The following is a 16,309-nucleotide window of genomic DNA, read 5'->3' as shown; positions in this document are numbered from 1 at the left end:
TTACAGCGGACGACCGATTTGGTTGCAGACGTCAGACTTGCCGATGCTCAGGTTGCTGGTGGCAGTCACGAAGTTGTTGGTAATGGCGGTTTTCCAAGCGGCTGGCAACGGTACAAAACGGTTGGACTTGATCGCGTTGTCGTTGGTGTTCAGGGAGCTGGAGCCGTAGTGACGAGTGAAGAACGCACGCACTTGCGAGGTTTGGGTGGCGTCGGCATAGCACTGGCTGAAGATCAGGTTGGTGAAGCCCAGGATCGGATAGCCGCTGGTTGGGTAGGCGACGACGCTTGGATCGGTAGTGCTGGCTGTGGCGGCGAAGGTAGGTACCCAGGCGTTCTGGTCGTTGACGTTGGTAGGAACTGGTACCACGGCAATGGCTGCCGAGACGTTATCCGGTGCTGGGGACACACCGCCTACCTTGGCAACCTTGGTCGCGTCATCCAGACCGGCCAGCGTGGTGGCCGCGTAGTCCGGGCTCATGTAGGTGATGGCACCGTCGGTGGAGTTCAACAGGGTCATTACCGCTTGGCTGCCCGAGGCAGAAACGGAACCGGCTGGAACCTTCTTGGTCACGTTGCCGTAGCTCTGGGCAAAGTTAGTGGTCACAGCGAATGCCTCGGTCTCGGCGCACTTGGCGTTGAGGAAGCGCGTGAACAGTTCGGTGGTGCCGCTCGCTTCGCTGCGGTAAACAACCTTGATCGTGCCGGTACGGCCCGAACCCGCGATCTGGCTCCAGTCGGTCAGACGGCCGGAGAACACACCACACAGTTGGTTGACGCTCAGGTCAACGGCAGCAGTCCCTGCCTTGTTGAACGGAATGGCCACCGAAGTCGCCACCGAAGGCACCTGGATCAGCTTGCCCCACGCGGCTTCATGACCGTTCTTGTAATTCAGCAGTTCACCGGCCGTCAGCTTGGAGTCGCTGCCAGCCCAGTGCACGTTCTTGGTGCCGGTGCCGAATTGGCTGTAGTCGTTGTTGAGGAACGCCGCTTTGCCTTTGCCGCTGCCAACGCCGATGTAAGGGGCAAAGCCGGTGGTGAGTACGCCAGCAGTCTGGTACAGCGGCTGAGGCAGAGTGGCGCCGCCGCCGTTTACGTCTGCGAATGCAGCTTGTGCCGAGCACAGTGCAGCGAGGGTCATGGATACCGCGAGAACGTTGCGCTTAAACATGAAGAAGCTCCTTTCGTCGTGTTTGTACGTTTGGGGTAGATGGCTCTTGCATGACGCTATGGCTTCGGTCCCAAGCCGTCGTGCGGGGGTGGCCAGGGGTGAAAACCATGGGAGAGAAATTCGCAGTTTCCGATGACGGTTGTAGGAAAAAACCTCGGGAGGAACGCCTTGATTTTTAAAAAGATTCTCGGGTGTTTTGGTCATGATTTTGAGCGGTTTGGGCGCAGGTGACAGCGAGGTTTCAGCGGGTGGGGCTGGAGGCCGTGTAGACCTTGGGATGTGACGGAATGAGGAACCCGAGGTAGAACGGGAGCACGAAAAATGTGCTGAACACACATAACCCATGTGGATTGGGTTTGGCCAGTAGGTCAGGTGACGAGTTGGTTGATCTCGATGATCGGCAGCAACACCGCCATGACAATGACGAGTACGACGGCGCCCATCACCACAATCATCAGCGGCTCCAGCAACGCAGTCATGCCCATCGCCCGCCGTTCAATATCCCGCGACAGCGTCTGCGCCGCACGCTCCAGCATCGGCGGCAGCGAGCCGGTCTTTTCGCCGCTGGCGATCAGGTGGATCAGCACCGGCGGAAACACCTTCTCCACCGCCAGCGCCGGGGCCAGGTTGACGCCTTCGCGCACTTTGGCGGTGGCCTCGCAGACGCACCGGTCGAGGCGGTCGTTGGACAGGGTCTGGCGCGCCGCTTCCAGGGCGCGCAGCAACGGCACGCCGGCACCGCCGAGGATCGCCAGGGTCGAAGCGAAGCGCGCGGTGTTGAGGCCCAGCACAAACCGCCCGATCAGCGGCAAGCGCAGCACCCGGCTGTGCCAATTCAGGCGCGCCACGGGATTGCGCAAATACAGGCGCCAACTCCAGAAACCAGCGACGATCCCGGCAAAACACAGCCAGCCCCAGGCGCGGATAAAGTCGCTGGCGTTGAGCATCGCCAAGGTCAGCCCCGGCAAATCCTGGCGCGCCTGGGAAAATGCGCTGACCACCTGGGGCACCACGTAGCTGAGCAAAAAAATCACGATACCGATGGACACCAGCCCCACCACGCCAGGGTAGATAAACGCCGTAAGGATCTTGCCGCGCAGGTTGTTGCGCTCCTCGATGTAGTCGGCGAGGCGCTCCATCACCTGGGCCAGGTCGCCGGACTCCTCCCCCGCCGCGATCAATGCACGGTAGATCGAGGGGAAGTCCCGTGGCCGCGCAGCCAAGGCATCCGCCAGACGCATGCCGCCACGCACATCGGCACGCACTGCGCTGAGGGTCTGGGCGATGTGTTTTTTCTCGGCCTGCTCCACCGTTGCGCTCAACGCCGCTTCCAACGGCAGGCTGGCGCCCAGCAGGCTTGCCAGTTGGCGCGTGGCCCAGGCCAGGTCGTTGTCCGAGAGCTTGGGGGTGAACAGGCTGCTGCCGGCGACCTGCTGGTTGCTCTCCAGCTGCACCAGCAACGCGGTCAAACCGCGCCCGCGCAAGTTGGCAAATGCCGCGCTCTGGCTGTCGGCCTCCACATGCCCGGTCTCGACGTTGCCGCTGGCATCGGCGGCCTCGAAGCGATAGCGATTCATCAGGCGTCCCGTGTCACGCGCAGGATTTCTTCAGGCGCGGTGGCGCCGCTGCGCACCCAGCGCTCGCCGTCTTCACGCATGCTGAACATGCCGGCGCGGCGGGCGGCCAGGCGCAGGTCCTGCTCGCCGGCGCCCTGGTGGATCAGGCTGCGCACGTCGTCATCGACGCAGAACAACTCGTGGATGCCGGTGCGGCCGCTGTAGCCGACCTGATTGCACTGCGCACAGCCCACCGGGCGCCAGGTACCGGGCGCGGCCGGATCTTCCTGCTTGCAGTGCGGGCACAGGCGACGCACCAGGCGCTGGGCCAACACGCCCAACAACGAGGAAGCCAACAGAAACGGCTCGACGCCCATGTCGATCAGCCGGTTGACCGCCGACACCGCATCGTTGGTGTGCAGGGTCGCCAGCACCAGGTGACCGGTCAGCGAGGCCTGCACGGCAATTTGCGCGGTCTCCAGGTCGCGGATCTCGCCAATCATGATGATGTCCGGGTCCTGGCGCAGGATTGCGCGCAGGGCGAGGCCAAAGGTCATGTCGATCTTGGCGTTGACCTGGATCTGGCTGATGCCCGGCAGGTCGTATTCCACCGGGTCTTCCACGGTGAGGATATTGCTGGTGCTCGCATCCAGTCGCGCCAGCGCCGCATACAGGCTGGTGGTCTTGCCGCTGCCGGTGGGCCCGGTGACCAGCACGATGCCGTGGGGCTGGCGGATCAGCGTGTCGAGGCGCGCCAACAGCTGCGGTTCCATGCCCAGGGTCTCCAATTGCAGGCGCCCGGCCTGCTTGTCCAGGAGCCGCATCACCACCCGCTCGCCATGCCCGGTGGGCACCGTCGACACGCGAATATCAATCGGCCGCCCGGCCACCCGCAGAGCGATGCGGCCGTCCTGGGGCAGGCGTTTTTCGGCGATGTCGAGCTGGGCCATGATCTTGATCCGCGACACCAGCGCGCCGTGCAACGCCTTGCGCGGTGACACCACATCACGCAGGGTGCCATCGACGCGGTAGCGCACCACCGAGTGGGTTTCATAGGGCTCGATATGAATATCGCTGGCCTCGTCGCGGGCGGCCTGGGTCAGCAAGGCGTTGATCATGCGGATCACCGGCGCGCCGTCCTGGGTGTCGAGCAGGTCGGTGACTTCGGGCATGTCTTGCATCAGGCGGTCCAGATCCACCTCGTTTTCTGCCGCGCCGACCACGGCGGCGGCGCTGCCGGTGTCGGCGTAGGCGCTGGTGAGCAGGCCGTCGAGTTCGTCGTCGCGCACTTGTTCGATGGGGGATTGGCCGAATTGGCGGTGGACTTCGCTGATGGACCAGCCGGGGGTTGAGGGGCATACCGTCAGGAGCAGGCCTTCGGCGTTAGTGCGCAGGAGGATGCGTTGGGACTTGGCCCAGGCGTAGGGGAGTAGGCTCATGTTGTTGGCCCTGTTTGTCGGTGTACATATCCGTTTTTTGGGCAACGGCGGCTTATGGTTCCGCTCTTACAGCGGCTCACTTTTGAAAAGCGCAAAAGTAAGCAAAACGCTCTTGCCCCAACACTCGGCACCTCGCCTAGGCTCGGTGTGCCCGTAATCCATGTCGAATTCCGGCCAGCGTGTTTAACGGGGCGCCTAAGATCAAAATCAAGAGCCAGAGCACAGTTCCATCTGAATACATGGAGATCCAAATGTGGGAGCGGGCTTGCTCGCGAATGCGGTGGATCAGTCAACTCATTCATTGGCTGATCCACCGCATTCGCGAGCAAGCCCGCTCCCACAGTTTTGACCCAGTTCATCCCGCCCATTTCGGTCGGCTCTAAGGCCGCCGCGCTCTGGCTTTTGATCTGGGATCGCCCCGTAAAACCACGCTGGCCGAAGATCACTGCGGCACCGCCCGAATCACCGCCCGCGGCCCCTGCTGCCCGCCCGGGATCGCCTTCTCCACCGAAGGCAACTGCGGCGCCTGCACATCCGGCATCGCCCAACTATGCTCCGGTTGCAACCCGCCCTGTGCCCGACGCATGAATTCATAGCGGTTCAGCGTGATACTGCGCCCCGCGCCACTGTCACGAACGATGTAAGGCCGCAAAAACACCATCAGGTTGGTCTTGTTCACACTGCGCTTTTCATTGCGAAACAGCGCACCCAACCCGGGAATATCCGACAACCACGGCACCGCATCATTGCTCTGGCTGTAGCCATCCTGCAGCAACCCGCCAAGCACCATGATCTGCCCGTCATCCAACAGGATGCTGGTATCGATCGCCCGCTTGTTGGTCACGGTGCCCGCCTCCACCGAGGCCCGCGAGTCGACGCTGCTGACTTCCTGGTAGATGTCCAGCTTGACCGTGCCGCCTTCGGAGATCTGCGGCCGCACATTCAGCTTGAGCCCGACTTCTTCACGCTGCACGGTCTGGAACGGGTTGTTGCTGGTGCCGCCACCGCCGGTCACATAGCTGCCGGTGACAAACGGGATGGTCTGGCCGACAAAAATGCTTGCCGCTTCGTTGTCCAGGGTCAGCAGGTTCGGCGTCGACAGCACGTTGGTGCCGCCCTTGCTCTTCAAGGCGCGGGCCAGGACCTTGAGGTCGAGCACCTTGCCGATGCCGGGGATGTCCACGCTGCCGTTGACCAGGCCGATGTTCAGGCCCTTGGGCAACACGTCGATGCTGGTCTTGCTGGTGGCCGTGGCGTTCACGCCGCTGCCGCCCAGGTTGACCCCGCCAAAACCGCCCTTGCCCCCCAGGTTGCCGGCCTGCCACTGCACCCCGAACTCGCTGGCATCGTCCTCGCCGACCTCAACGATCAGGCTTTCGATCACCACCTGGGCGCGACGCTGGTCGAGCATGTCGATGACTTCGCGCAGGTTGCGGTACAGCGGGTCCGGGGCGGAAATCAGCAAGGTGTTGGTGGTGGCGTCGGCCTGGATGGTCACACCGCCGGCACTGAAGGCGGTGTCTTGATCCTTGGTAGTGCCGGTGCCGCTGGTTTGTTTGTCCTGGGCATAGCTGGACTGCACGCCACTGCCGGTGGGCGTGCCGCTGCCGTTTTGCGCGGCGCCGCCCTGGGTGTTCTGGCCATTGCCACCCATGGCACTGAGCTTGCCCCGCGCTTCATCGCTGACGCCGGACTCGCTCTCGCCGGTCAACAACCCACGCAGCGACTGGGCCAGCTTGCCCGCCTGGGCATTGCGCAGGTACACCACGTGCATATTGCTCGGGTTGCTCTGGGCATTGTCGAGCTTGTAGATCAGGTTGCGCGCCAGCTCGGTGCGCTCGGGGCTACCGGAACGGATGATGATCGAGTTGGAGCGCGGGTCGCCGACCACGTTGATCTTCTGGGTCTGGTCGGCGCCTTGGGTGTCGAGCAGTTCGGCGACCATCGCGGCGATGTCCACGGCGATGCCGTTCTGCACTTTCACCACGTCGGTATCGATGGCGCTGGGGGTGTCGATGCCGTTGATGATCTGCGCCACGCGCGCGAGGTTTTCCGCGTAGTCGGTAATGACAATGCTGTTGTTGCCGGGGTAGGCGTTGATCGGGTTGTTCGGCGACACGATGGGGCGCAGCACCGGGATCAGGTTCACCGCGTTTTCGTACTGCAAGCGGAAGGTGCGGGTCTGCATGCCGCTGCTGCCGGCGCTGTAGATCGGCCCGCCGAGCAATTTGGCATCGGCTTCGGGCACCACCTGGGCGACGCCGCCCACGTCCACCACGCTGAAGCCCTGCATGCGCAGCGCCGCCAGCAGCATGTCGTAGGCCTGGTGCGCCGGCACCTGGCCTTCGCTGACCAGGGTCAGGTTGCCCTTTACCCGGGGGTCCACCAGGAACTGCTGGCCGGTGGCACGGGACAAGGCGCGCACCACCGCCTGGATGTCGGCGTCGACAAAATTGAGCTGCACCGGCTGGTCACCCAGTGGGTTGCGTGCCTTGAGCACCGCCGGGGCATGACCACGGGCGCTGCTGGTGATCGGATGTTGCACGGCGGGCTTGGGCGCCAGCTCGCGCTGGCGCTCCAACGCGCTGTCGCCGCCGCTGCGCCGGGTGTCGGCAAGGGGCTGGCCGAGTTCGCTGTCCACCAGCAACGGCTTGGTCGATGGGCTGTTGCATGCACTCAGGGCCAGCAACAGCAACGGCGCGGCCAAACGGAAAGGGGGGACTGACCACTTCATGAAGCTTCCTTAGCGCCAAGCGCCTGATCCATGCGAACGGTCCCGGACACAGTGCCGGCCGAGTTGTCGAGGGCATCCGGGGCACGCTGTAAACGCGCCGCGGACACCTCCAGGGAAAACGAACGGGGGCTGCCCAACAGCCAGTCCACCACGGCGTCGGCCGGGGCGTTGTCGAAGGTCAGTTGCCAGCCGCCGGGGGCCTGCGCCTGCAAGTGGTAGTGACCTTGCAGACCCGCGCTGTCGAGGGCCTGGCGCAGCGTCGCTTCATCGGCCTGGCGCGGCGCGGCGACGCCTTGCAACAACACCTGCAAGGCTTCGGCCTGGGCGCGCAGCTTGGGGGTTTCGACCTGCCAGTAAGCGATCTTTTTCAACGCTGGTTGGACCAGCACCAGCCAGGTCAACAGGCTCGCCAGCACCAGCCCGGCGCCACTCAGCAAGCGTTTTTCGCGCAGGGCCAGGCCGCTCCAGAACACACGCCATCGAGCCTTCCACTTATTCATCGCTGGCTCCCGCTACGGCCGGGCCGATGCTCCAGCCGTGTTCTTCGCGAGTCGCGGCAAACCCGGCCTGGGCCAGGGCGGCCTGCCACTCGGCCTGGGCTACCGGGTTGCGGGTGTCGGCGAGCAATTGCAGGTACAGGCGGCCCTGTTCAAAGGTCAGGCGCTCGACGCTGGCCACCATAAATGGCAGGTTGCTGCCCGCCAGTTGCAGCAGGCTGGAAAAGCGCTGGCCAGGATCGGCACCCGCGCCGCTCTGGCGCGCCGCCAATTGCTGGCGGGCCTGCTGCAACGGATTGAGCACCACCGGCAACTCGGGAAACGCCTGGCGTACTTGCTGGCTCATCAACGTCTTGAGCCGCTGGCCTTCGTCGACCTGGCGCGCCGCGTAAAGGTTGAGGCCCAAGGTCCAGATCGCGACAGCCAGCGCGACACACGCCAGCGCCCTGCCCCAGCCGCCGCTCGGCGTATGGCTGAGGCCTGCGTGCAAGCCCCAGCCGGGCACGGCGCCGCTCCAGCGTTGCGCGGCGTCCACCAGCGGCCTATCCAACGGTGGCTGGCCCAACGGGTGCACCGCGCCTTGTTGCAGGCTGTCACGTGTCAGCAGGTAGCCTTCGTCCAGCGCCGCCGTGCCGACCGGCAAGGCATAGGGCGCCGGGTACAGGCCGCGCAGTTTCAGTTGCAATTGGGCCAGGCGCTCCAGCCCGGCCTTGGGCAGCCACGCCACCTGCACACCGCCGTCGCTGTCACGCGGGCCGTGGGCCACGTGCATCTGTTCCACCGCACCGAGGATCAACGCTTGCGCGGCGCAGGCCACGGCGGCGGCGGTTTTCGCCGCGGGCAGTGGCGGCAATTCCAGGCGGGTGAGCAGGCTGTCACGAGGATGCAGAAAGCACTCCAGCGCCTGTCGACGATTGCGCAATTCGGCCAGGCTGGCGTAGCCCTCATCAATCACCACGCCACGCTCCAGCCAGGCGAATTTGACCTGGCTGTCGGCACTCAATTGCTCCAGTGGCGGCAAGCCAATGCGCAGGCGCTTCATACGCCCACCCGCGACCAGATCACTTGCGGTTGGCGGTCTTCGGGGCGGTGCAGCAACGCATCGATCGTGACCCGGCGTTGCTCACGCCGCGCCTGGCCCTGCACGCGAAACCACTCGCTGGTAATCCCCACCAACACCGATTCCACAGCGACCTGCGGCAAGTGCAGGCGGTTGACGAAATCCCCACGGTTGATAAACCAGCGCCCGCTGTCGCGCTCGGCCACCAGCCCCTGGGCCTGGGCCAGGCTCAGTTGCGGCACCACAGCACTGAGCACTTCGGCGCTGGCGGTGTTGCCGTTGACCCAGGTCTGGCCGGGCAACACGCTGATATACGCCTGCAAGCGGCGCAACAGTTGCGGGTCGAGGCCTTCGATTGCGCTCAACTCATCCAGACTGCGCAGCATCGGGTATTTGGCCGGTACTTCATACGAGCCGATCACCCGCTGGCTGATGCGCCGGCTCACCGCAGGGTCGACGCCCAGCGTGCGGCACAGGCGTTCAAAGCCCTGCAACTGCTCGTTATCCACCTGCTGGCGATTGACCAGGTTGCGCAGGTTGAACTTGCCCTGCTCGTCGTCGATGCGCCCTTCGAACACGCCGCCCTGCACCCGTGCCCACGGCTGGTCGAGACGGGTCAGCACATCCTTTTGCCGCGCCTCCCAGAGCATCTGCCGGCTGCGCTCCAGGCTGCCCTGCAACAGCCATGTGCCCTGCAGGCGCAACTGCTCGGCCTCCAGGCTGCGGGTGAACACGGTCTGGCGGGTGAGCATGGCGCCGGCCAGCACCGCCACCACCGCCGCGATCAGCAACGCGCTGATAATCGCCATGCCGCGCTGCTTCGCCGCTGTGGGCGAATGCCGTTTCATGGCGCGCCTTACAACTGCCAGGAGCCGATGTCGGCGTTCACGCCGTCGCCATCCGGTTGGCCATCGGCGCCGAGGGAGAACACGTCGATCTCGCCGTTGGCGCCCGGGTTGAGGTAGTGGTACGGATGGCCCCAGGGGTCGTTGGGCAAACGGTCGAGGTAGGCGCGCCAGCTGCCGTTTTTCGCATCGGCCGGGCGCTCCACCAACACGTTGAGACCCTGGTTCATGCTCGGGTAGGTGCCGTGGTCGAGGCGATAGAGTTTCAACGCCTGCATCAACCCGCCGATGTCCTGCTTGGCGGCTGTGGCGCGCGCCTGGTCCGGACGGTCGAGCACCTTGGGCACCACCATCGCCGCGAGGATGCCAAGGATGACCACCACCACCATGATCTCGATCAACGTGAAGCCACGCTGGCCGCGACGGCTCTGCATCAGGGACTTCAGGGGCGCGATTTCCATCTCGACATTCCTTGGCTTGAGTGCATTTCGAGGCCGCAGTGTTGCAAGAACACATGTCAGTCGTATTGAAAATCCTCGGGAGTTTCGGTCGCCAATCGGTCAACTCGCGGCGTTAGTCTGCGGGCCTGTTTCCCCGGTTTGAGAGCGCCATGCACGGCCGTCGCAACGAGAGCGGTTTTACCCTGATTGAAGTGCTGGTGGCGCTGGCGATCATTGCCGTGGCCATGGCTGCCGCCGTGCGCGTGGCCGGCTTGATGACCCAGAGCAACGGCCTGCTGCGCGATAAGTCCATGGCGTTGCTGGCGGCGCAGAGTCGCCTGGCGGAGCTGCGCCTGGAAGGCGGGCTGCGCAGCGGCAAGAAGACGTTCGAGTGCGATCAGGGCCGCCTGAAGCTGCGCTGCGAGCAAACCATCAACGCCGATGGCCGACTGTTTCAGGTCGCGGTACGAGTGCTTGATGCCAGCCGCGAAGCACCGCCGCTGGCGTGGTTGCAGACGCAGGTCATGGCCGAGTGAGGCGCGGCAACGCGGGGCCGTCCGGCAGCTTTTCGAGGTGGACGCGAACCTTCTCGCCCGCACGTTCGATCTCCACGGCATCGCCCTCGATGGCCGTCAACCGCACGCCGGGGCTGAGGCGTTCCCCCAGTAAAAAGCTGCGCGGCGGGCCGTCGTTGAGGCTGAGGATCGCCACCGCACCACGGGCCCCGGCAAGCACGCCGGTGACTTTGACCTGGGGCGTCGTCGCCACATTGGAAAACCACTGCAACGCCGGATTATCGCTGCGTGCGGCCAGCGCCTGGGGTGTGGCCGGTGGCGTGCTGGATTCGGCGGATGTGAGCAGCAGCGGCGCCCAGATGGCGACGCCAGCCAACGCCGCCAACACGCCCAGGGCCTGCACGCCATGGGCGGGTGAAACACGAAGGGTAAATGCCATGGGGGACCTCCTGTTTGTCCGTGGCCTCAGCCTACAGGCCAATTCGCACGTTTTTATTTCACAACCTCGCCAGTTCTCCAGGTGCCGACCGATGAAACAGCAAGGCTTCACCCTGATCGAACTGATGGTGGTGCTGGTGATCATCGGCATCGCCAGCGCCGCCATCAGCCTGACCATCAAGCCCGACCCGCTGCAGCGGCTGCGCAAAGACGCCGAGCGCCTCAGCCAACTGCTGCAAATCGCCCAGGCCGAAGCCCGCGCCGACGGGCGGCCGATCACCTGGCGTGCGGATGCGAAGGGTTATCGCTTCAACCGGCGCAGCGATGATGGCGCGGGCGTGGACGCGTTCCAGGGCGACAGCTCATTGCGCCCGCGCCTGTGGGACAGCACACCGATGCAGATCAACATCGAGCCGCGACAAACCCTGGTACTCAACGCCGAATGGATCAACCCACCCCTGCGCGTAGTGCTGTCGGACGGGCAACACAGCCTCAGCCTGCAACGCGACCCCGCCGGCCTGCTGCGCGTGGTGAGCCAGCCATGAATAAGCCTGTAGTGAGCGGGCTTGCCTCGCGCTGGGTGGCGAAGCCGCTCCAAACCCAGGCACCGCGGTATTCCCCAGACGCCGCAGCGCGGGGCAAGCCCGCTCACTACAAAGGCAATTTGTCGGTTCATGCAGCGCAACGGGGCTTCACCCTGATCGAAGTGATGGTGGCGATCATGCTGATGGCGCTGGTCAGTGTGATCGCCTGGCGTGGGCTCGACAGCGTCACCCGTGCCGACCAGCACTTGCAGGCCAGCACTGAACAGACCGAGGCGCTGCTACGGGCGCTGAACCAGATGCAACGCGACCTCAGCCTGCGCGCCAGCGTCGAACTGACCGCGCTCGAGGCGCCAAAAGCCGAGGGGCTGGCCGCGGTGACTGTGCGCAGCTCCGACAGCAAGGGCTTTCGTCTGGAGGTGATCCGCAGCGCACCGGCGCTGGGGGACGGCCTGCAACGCGTGCGCTGGTGGCTCAAGGGTGACGCGCTGTACCGCGCCGCCGCACCCGCACGGGATCGCTTCCCGCTGCCGGCGGCAACGGATGGGGTGATGGTGCTGGCGGGCGTCAGTGACTTGCAGGTGCGGGTGTGGGAGCAGGACAAGGGCTGGCGGCAGTTGAGCGGCAATCGGCGGGACGACCCATTGGGGCTGGAGATCAGCCTGGTACGCCAGACGCCACAGGGGGTTGAGCGCTATCGGCAGGTGGTGGGGCCGCTGAAGTAAGGCGGCTCAGCTCAACAACACCACGCCACCCGGCAGTTCCGTGCACTTGGCGCCGTACGCATCGCGAATCAACAAGGCCACCCCGGCCAGTTGCTGCAAGCTGAAGCGGGCCTGCACGCGACGCTGGCCCAGCTGCTTGTTGAGCAGCACCAGCATGCCCGGCCGGTAGCGGTTGATCTCGTCCACCACCGTGGCCAGGGTGGCGTTGTTGAACACCAGCACCTGCTCGCGCCAGGCCACCACAGCCTGGGTATCCACCGCCACCACAGCACCGATACCCCCTGCGCCATAGGTCAATTGCCGGCCGCTGCCCAGGCTGACGCTGTTGCCGCCCACGTCCACCGACAGCGAGCCTTCGATGCAGGTGACGCACACCGTCTGGTCAGTGTTGCGCACATTGAACCGCGCCTGGGCCGCACTCACCCAACCGGCGCCGGCCTGGACCTTGAGCGGCTGCGCCAGGTGGGCGACCACTTCGACTTCGCCTTCGAGCAATTCAATGCCCGGCCCGATCCGGCTGATGCGTGTCTGCGTGTTGAGCTCCAGGCTCACGCCGTCGCTCAACAGCACTTGGCGCTGCTCGCCGACTTCGGTGCGATAGTCCGCCGTGAGCCCGGCAAAGCCGCCCGGCGTCCCCACCCGCACCATCACCACGGCGGCCGAAGCGGCAATCGCGCCACCGAGGAATGCACGGCGGCCGAAGCGACGCGGCTGCGTCGCCTGCTCAAGGGCCGGGGCGAGTTGCTGCCACAGCACTTTGGCCTGCTCGAACGCCTGGGCATGTTCCGGGCTCTGCTCGCGCCAGGCCTGCAAGGCCTTGGCATCGGCCACGGTGGCGCGGCCCGAGGTCAGCAGGAGCAGCCAGTCGCAGGCTTCGTCATGCAGGGGGCTGGCGGATGTTTCCCGGGCGGTGGAGAGGCTAAAAATGTTCAAGCGCGCACATACTCACGGTTTTATCAGGGACTCGACACTAAGACGGTTTTCCGGCCCCGGGACCGAACCGCTGAATCACTTTTCTTTCCAGACGCTTGGCGCAATGGCCAAGGGCGGCCTTGATTTCCTTCTCGACCATGCGCGTGGAGATGCCGAAACGCTGGGAAATTTCCAGGTGCGGCGCTTCTTCCAGGCGGGCGGCGATCAGGATTTTGCGCCGGCGGGCCGGCAGTTCGTAAAGCGCCTTGACCAGGGACTGGATCTCACGCTGGCCCCCCACCACCCGCGACGGGTCCTGGGCTTCGTCGGCGGTTTGCAGCAACTCTTCGACCTCGCTGCCGGTGAGCAGCCGGGCGTCGGCCTGACGGCGGTCGGCGGCGATGTTCAGGGCCATGCGGTACAGGTAGGCGTTGGGTTGTGCAAGGTTTGGCGGCATGTCCATGCGGTCGACCCGCAGGTAGGTTTCGTGCAGCACGTCGTTGGCCAGGTCCTCCGAACCCAGGCGCTTGCGCAAACGCACCTTGAAGTCCTCATAGGACGCCAGGAACAAGCTGACCATCGTACTGTGCCCGGTATTTTTCATCCGCCCGAGGCTCCCTTCGCTGCTGTGCATTCCATGCGTGTTCCTGTTGTGTCGGGCATCAAAAGTAAAGTCACCGGCTGGCGCAGCGAGCTGGGCGCCGGGCGTTCGACCCGCGCCGCACCCAGGCTGCGCACCAGTGCTTCATCGCGTTGTGCGTCGCCGGTGGAGCTGACCAGCCGGCTGTATTGGATCACCCCGTTCGGGTTGACCCACACCTGGACCAACGCCCGGAAACTGCCAGGCCGGGTCAGCGGCGAACGGCACAGGCTGGCCTCGATGGCTTGCTGCAAGGCGGTGGCATAACTGTTGTTGATCCGCGCTGCGTTACGCCGCTCGGGGGTGTGACTGACCTCGGGCACCTGCAAGGTGAACGCGTCACTGCGCGCATAACGCGCCATCAGGCCACTCCCGGTGAGCAACATCGCCAGTGCCTCCTGCGCCGTGAAGCGCCCATGCACGCCGATGGAACGCCGACCCCGGGTGAGTTCGCGATCAACCAGCACCGCCATGCCGGTAGCGCGGCTGTAGGCTTGCAGGGCGTGTTCCAAGTCTTGGGGCGGCAGGTCCAGCAGCAACCCTGGCTCTGCCTGTGCGGACGCCGCCCCCGTCAGCAGCAACAGCAGGACCCAGGCGCAAACGGCGCGCCTCCAGCCCCCCTGTTCACCTCCCGCTCTGCATCGCTGCACGGCCGACGTGTCCTCGAAAACCGTCATCCTGAGGCCAGTTTATGAACCTGATGTTACGGTGATAGCAAAAAAAACATCACGGTGACGACAAGCCCGCTGCATTACACTTTCAAACCTAACCGGCCCACCCCTCGGGCCTGCCAGGAGGCCCCGATGAAGCTAGTCCCGACCCTCGCCAGCCTGCTGCTGTGCACCGCCCTGCCCCTGCTCGCCCACGCCGACAACGCGGCACGCACCTGCACCGAGGTGTCGGTGGATGGTTACAAGGCACCCGACTATGGCTGCCTGAGCCAACAGATGGGCGGTGACACAGACGCGACCAAGGCGGCGAAGAAAAACCGCGAGGCGCAACAGATCCCGATCGAAAAACGCCCGCCGAACGCGGTGGGTCTGGCCACCCCGGCCGCCACGGGCGTGCGCATGGGCAATACCTTCGGCAACTCGGTCAAGCCGCAACGGCCTTGAGCCTGTTGACGAAATATTCATCTTTGCCTGCCTATGATCGCCCCCCCTCGTTGGGGAGTAACCGTGTCCACCGACGCCTTCGCGGCGGCCATCGGCAAAGGCTCCAGCCTGCACAAACCGCGCCTCACCGAAGCCCTGCGCGCCGGCCTGATCTTTGGCGTGATTGAAGCCATCACACCGATGATCGGCTGGGCCATCGGCCATGCCGCCACGCGCTGGGGCGAAAGCTGGGCATCGTGGTGGGCAAGCGTGCGCAGATGGTTGGCGGGGTGGTGTTGATGCTGGTGGGTGCGACGATTCTGTATGAGCACTTGTCGGTCTAAGCAACAGCGCTGAGCAAACATGTGGAAGCGGGCTTGTGTGGGAGCGGGCTTGCTCGCGAATGCGGTGGATCAGTCAACATATCTGTGTCTGATACACCGTCTTCGCGAGCAAGCCCGCTCCCACATTAAGCCCGCTTCCACCTGGGACTTACGGTGTTACTAGGCAGCGTTGCGCTCTTTTTTCAGGCTGTCCATATCGATCACAAAGCGGTATTTCACATCGCCCTTGAGCATCCGTTCATACGCCTCATTGATGCCCTGGATGTCGATCATCTCCACATCCGAGACAATCCCATGCCTGGCACAGAAATCCAGCATGTCCTGGGTCTCTTGGATCCCGCCGATCAACGAGCCCGCCAGGCTGCGGCGCTTGAAGATCAGGTTGAACACCGACGGCGACGGGTGCGGGCTGTCCGGCGCGCCGACCAGGGTCATGGTGCCGTCACGCTTGAGCAGGTTGAGGAAGGCATCGAGGTCGTGGGGCGCGGCGACGGTGTTGAGGATGAAGTCCAGGCTGTTGGCGACCTTGGCCATCTCGTCCGCGTTCTTTGACACCACCACCTGGTCGGCGCCCAGGCGCAGGCCGTCTTCGCGTTTGTTTGGCGAGGTGGTGAACAAGGTCACGTGGGCGCCCATGGCGTGGGCGATCTTTACCGCCATGTGGCCCAGGCCGCCGAGGCCGACCACGCCGACCTTCTTGCCGGGGCCGACCTTCCAGTGGTGCAGCGGCGAATAGGTGGTAATGCCGGCGCACAGCAGCGGCGCCACGGCCGCCAGGTTGGAATCGTCGTGGGAGATGCGCAGCACAAACTTCTCCTTGACCACGATGCTGTCGGAGTAGCCGCCAAACGTGTTTTCGCCACCAAATACCGGGCCATTGTAGGTGCCGGTGAAGCCGTTCTCGCAGTACTGCTCTTCACCCTCGGCGCACGACGCGCAGTGTTGGCAGCTGTCGACCATGCAACCGACACCGGCGAGGTCGCCGACCTTGAAGTGCTTCACGCCTGCGCCCACCGCCGTGACGCGGCCGACGATTTCATGGCCCGGCACCGACGGGTACAGGGTGTTGTTCCATTCGTTGCGCGCGGTGTGCAGGTCGGAGTGGCAGACGCCGCAATAGAGGATGTCGATCTGCACATCCTCCGCCCCCGGCGCACGGCGTTCGAAGGTGTAGGGCTTGAGGGCATCCTTGGCGTTCTGCGCGGCGTAGCTGTAAGTCTTGGCCATTTCGTTCACCTGTGTGATCGGACAGTGGAAGTCAGTGGACCAGCATAGACGCTGAACCGTTCAACCGAGCACACCCGTACAAGCCCTTCGTCCGGTTTCACGCAATAGTGAACTACAGTTCTCTTCCCACC

At 64.6% G+C, this 16,309-nt stretch carries 17 protein-coding genes and 1 pseudogene; 5 read left to right on the top strand and 13 right to left on the bottom strand.

The window, feature by feature from the left end:
- The 8 genes from AC3ISR_RS11055 to gspG form a co-directional block, all read right to left on the bottom strand.
- Entirely contained in the window at nucleotides 1-1,170 is a 1,170-nt protein-coding gene (locus AC3ISR_RS11055; protein ID WP_463984757.1) for a substrate-binding domain-containing protein, read from the bottom strand.
- Nucleotides 1,171-1,538: 368 nt separating this feature from the next.
- On the bottom strand, nucleotides 1,539-2,747 hold the full coding sequence (gene gspF, locus AC3ISR_RS11050; RefSeq protein WP_192301113.1) for a type II secretion system inner membrane protein GspF: 1,209 nt from the start codon (nucleotides 2,745-2,747) through the stop codon (nucleotides 1,539-1,541).
- Entirely contained in the window at nucleotides 2,747-4,165 is a 1,419-nt protein-coding gene (gspE, locus tag AC3ISR_RS11045; RefSeq protein WP_192301114.1) for a type II secretion system ATPase GspE, read from the bottom strand. Before gspE ends, gspF begins: the two co-directional genes overlap by 1 nt.
- A 442-nt stretch (nucleotides 4,166-4,607) precedes the next feature.
- The gene (gene gspD, locus AC3ISR_RS11040; protein WP_489324741.1) at nucleotides 4,608-6,899 is read right to left on the bottom strand and encodes a type II secretion system secretin GspD; all 2,292 of its coding nucleotides are present in this window, start codon (nucleotides 6,897-6,899) and stop codon (nucleotides 4,608-4,610) included.
- On the bottom strand, nucleotides 6,896-7,399 hold the full coding sequence (locus AC3ISR_RS11035; RefSeq protein WP_192300942.1) for a type II secretion system protein M: 504 nt from the start codon (nucleotides 7,397-7,399) through the stop codon (nucleotides 6,896-6,898). The genes gspD and AC3ISR_RS11035 overlap by 4 nt, the downstream gene beginning before the upstream one ends.
- Entirely contained in the window at nucleotides 7,392-8,438 is a 1,047-nt protein-coding gene (gene gspL / locus AC3ISR_RS11030; RefSeq protein ID WP_489324740.1) for a type II secretion system protein GspL, read from the bottom strand. The genes AC3ISR_RS11035 and gspL overlap by 8 nt, the downstream gene beginning before the upstream one ends.
- A complete protein-coding gene (gene gspK, locus AC3ISR_RS11025; protein WP_192300940.1) occupies nucleotides 8,435-9,304 on the bottom strand; it encodes a type II secretion system minor pseudopilin GspK in 870 nt (289 codons plus the stop codon). The genes gspL and gspK overlap by 4 nt, the downstream gene beginning before the upstream one ends.
- 8 nt (nucleotides 9,305-9,312) lie before the next feature.
- Nucleotides 9,313-9,762, bottom strand: coding sequence for a type II secretion system major pseudopilin GspG (gene gspG / locus AC3ISR_RS11020; RefSeq protein ID WP_192300939.1), 450 nt, complete (start codon nucleotides 9,760-9,762; stop codon nucleotides 9,313-9,315).
- Nucleotides 9,763-9,911: 149 nt separating this feature from the next.
- On the opposite strand from gspG, the gene gspI reads away from it, so the two are divergent.
- A complete protein-coding gene (gene gspI, locus AC3ISR_RS11015; protein WP_192300938.1) occupies nucleotides 9,912-10,277 on the top strand; it encodes a type II secretion system minor pseudopilin GspI in 366 nt (121 codons plus the stop codon).
- Here gspI and AC3ISR_RS11010 read toward each other — a convergent pair.
- On the bottom strand, nucleotides 10,264-10,695 hold the full coding sequence (locus AC3ISR_RS11010) for a type II secretion system protein N (RefSeq protein WP_192300937.1): 432 nt from the start codon (nucleotides 10,693-10,695) through the stop codon (nucleotides 10,264-10,266). The genes gspI and AC3ISR_RS11010 overlap by 14 nt on opposite strands.
- Before the next feature lie 91 nt (nucleotides 10,696-10,786).
- Here AC3ISR_RS11010 and gspH point away from each other — a divergent pair, with 91 nt between their 5' ends.
- The gene (gspH, locus tag AC3ISR_RS11005; RefSeq protein WP_192300936.1) at nucleotides 10,787-11,239 is read left to right on the top strand and encodes a type II secretion system minor pseudopilin GspH; all 453 of its coding nucleotides are present in this window, start codon (nucleotides 10,787-10,789) and stop codon (nucleotides 11,237-11,239) included.
- A complete protein-coding gene (locus AC3ISR_RS11000; RefSeq protein ID WP_489324739.1) occupies nucleotides 11,236-11,961 on the top strand; it encodes a type II secretion system protein GspJ in 726 nt (241 codons plus the stop codon). The genes gspH and AC3ISR_RS11000 overlap by 4 nt, the downstream gene beginning before the upstream one ends.
- A 6-nt stretch (nucleotides 11,962-11,967) precedes the next feature.
- Here AC3ISR_RS11000 and AC3ISR_RS10995 read toward each other — a convergent pair whose 3' ends face one another.
- Genes AC3ISR_RS10995 through AC3ISR_RS10985 form a run of 3 tightly spaced genes read right to left on the bottom strand, consistent with a single transcriptional unit; the run spans nucleotide 11,968 to nucleotide 14,100 of the window.
- Entirely contained in the window at nucleotides 11,968-12,894 is a 927-nt protein-coding gene (locus AC3ISR_RS10995; RefSeq protein ID WP_489324738.1) for a FecR family protein, read from the bottom strand.
- A gap of 37 nt (nucleotides 12,895-12,931) precedes the next feature.
- A complete protein-coding gene (locus AC3ISR_RS10990) occupies nucleotides 12,932-13,477 on the bottom strand; it encodes an RNA polymerase sigma factor (RefSeq protein ID WP_192300946.1) in 546 nt (181 codons plus the stop codon).
- The gene (locus AC3ISR_RS10985) at nucleotides 13,474-14,100 is read right to left on the bottom strand and encodes a secretin and TonB N-terminal domain-containing protein (RefSeq protein ID WP_489324840.1); all 627 of its coding nucleotides are present in this window, start codon (nucleotides 14,098-14,100) and stop codon (nucleotides 13,474-13,476) included. Before AC3ISR_RS10985 ends, AC3ISR_RS10990 begins: the two co-directional genes overlap by 4 nt.
- Nucleotides 14,101-14,316: 216 nt before the next feature.
- On the opposite strand from AC3ISR_RS10985, the gene AC3ISR_RS10980 reads away from it, so the two are divergent.
- Together AC3ISR_RS10980 and AC3ISR_RS10975 are read left to right on the top strand one after the other, a co-directional pair.
- Nucleotides 14,317-14,628, top strand: coding sequence for a hypothetical protein (locus AC3ISR_RS10980; RefSeq protein WP_463984754.1), 312 nt, complete (start codon nucleotides 14,317-14,319; stop codon nucleotides 14,626-14,628).
- A 33-nt stretch (nucleotides 14,629-14,661) separates the two neighbouring features.
- A pseudogene (locus tag AC3ISR_RS10975) lies at nucleotides 14,662-14,874 on the top strand (manganese efflux pump); the annotation flags it as partial.
- Nucleotides 14,875-15,110: 236 nt separating this feature from the next.
- On the opposite strand, the gene AC3ISR_RS10970 reads toward AC3ISR_RS10975, so the two are convergent.
- A complete protein-coding gene (locus AC3ISR_RS10970; RefSeq protein WP_192300931.1) occupies nucleotides 15,111-16,178 on the bottom strand; it encodes an NAD(P)-dependent alcohol dehydrogenase in 1,068 nt (355 codons plus the stop codon).
- Nucleotides 16,179-16,309 lie beyond the last annotated feature (131 nt).

The sequence above is a fragment of the Pseudomonas sp. GL_117 genome, from assembly GCF_057835125.1.
Note: the sequence above shows the minus strand (reverse complement) of the source record. Positions and strands in the feature narration are given on the sequence as shown.

What these genes read in the sequence shown, in the direction of transcription:
- AC3ISR_RS11035 (WP_192300942.1), bottom strand. Translation starts at nt 7,399, where the DNA reads ATGAATAAGTGGAAGGCTCGATGGCGTGTGTTCTGGAGCGGCCTGGCC.
- gspG (WP_192300939.1), bottom strand. Translation starts at nt 9,762, where the DNA reads ATGGAAATCGCGCCCCTGAAGTCCCTGATGCAGAGCCGTCGCGGCCAG.
- AC3ISR_RS10970 (WP_192300931.1), bottom strand. Translation starts at nt 16,178, where the DNA reads ATGGCCAAGACTTACAGCTACGCCGCGCAGAACGCCAAGGATGCCCTC.
- AC3ISR_RS11055 (WP_463984757.1), bottom strand. Translation starts at nt 1,170, where the DNA reads ATGTTTAAGCGCAACGTTCTCGCGGTATCCATGACCCTCGCTGCACTG.
- gspK (WP_192300940.1), bottom strand. Translation starts at nt 9,304, where the DNA reads ATGAAACGGCATTCGCCCACAGCGGCGAAGCAGCGCGGCATGGCGATT.
- AC3ISR_RS10980 (WP_463984754.1), top strand. Translation starts at nt 14,317, where the DNA reads ATGAAGCTAGTCCCGACCCTCGCCAGCCTGCTGCTGTGCACCGCCCTG.
- gspI (WP_192300938.1), top strand. Translation starts at nt 9,912, where the DNA reads ATGCACGGCCGTCGCAACGAGAGCGGTTTTACCCTGATTGAAGTGCTG.
- gspE (WP_192301114.1), bottom strand. Translation starts at nt 4,165, where the DNA reads ATGAGCCTACTCCCCTACGCCTGGGCCAAGTCCCAACGCATCCTCCTG.
- gspH (WP_192300936.1), top strand. Translation starts at nt 10,787, where the DNA reads ATGAAACAGCAAGGCTTCACCCTGATCGAACTGATGGTGGTGCTGGTG.
- gspF (WP_192301113.1), bottom strand. Translation starts at nt 2,747, where the DNA reads ATGAATCGCTATCGCTTCGAGGCCGCCGATGCCAGCGGCAACGTCGAG.
- AC3ISR_RS10990 (WP_192300946.1), bottom strand. Translation starts at nt 13,477, where the DNA reads ATGAAAAATACCGGGCACAGTACGATGGTCAGCTTGTTCCTGGCGTCC.
- AC3ISR_RS11000 (WP_489324739.1), top strand. Translation starts at nt 11,236, where the DNA reads ATGAATAAGCCTGTAGTGAGCGGGCTTGCCTCGCGCTGGGTGGCGAAG.
- gspD (WP_489324741.1), bottom strand. Translation starts at nt 6,899, where the DNA reads ATGAAGTGGTCAGTCCCCCCTTTCCGTTTGGCCGCGCCGTTGCTGTTG.
- AC3ISR_RS11010 (WP_192300937.1), bottom strand. Translation starts at nt 10,695, where the DNA reads ATGGCATTTACCCTTCGTGTTTCACCCGCCCATGGCGTGCAGGCCCTG.
- gspL (WP_489324740.1), bottom strand. Translation starts at nt 8,438, where the DNA reads ATGAAGCGCCTGCGCATTGGCTTGCCGCCACTGGAGCAATTGAGTGCC.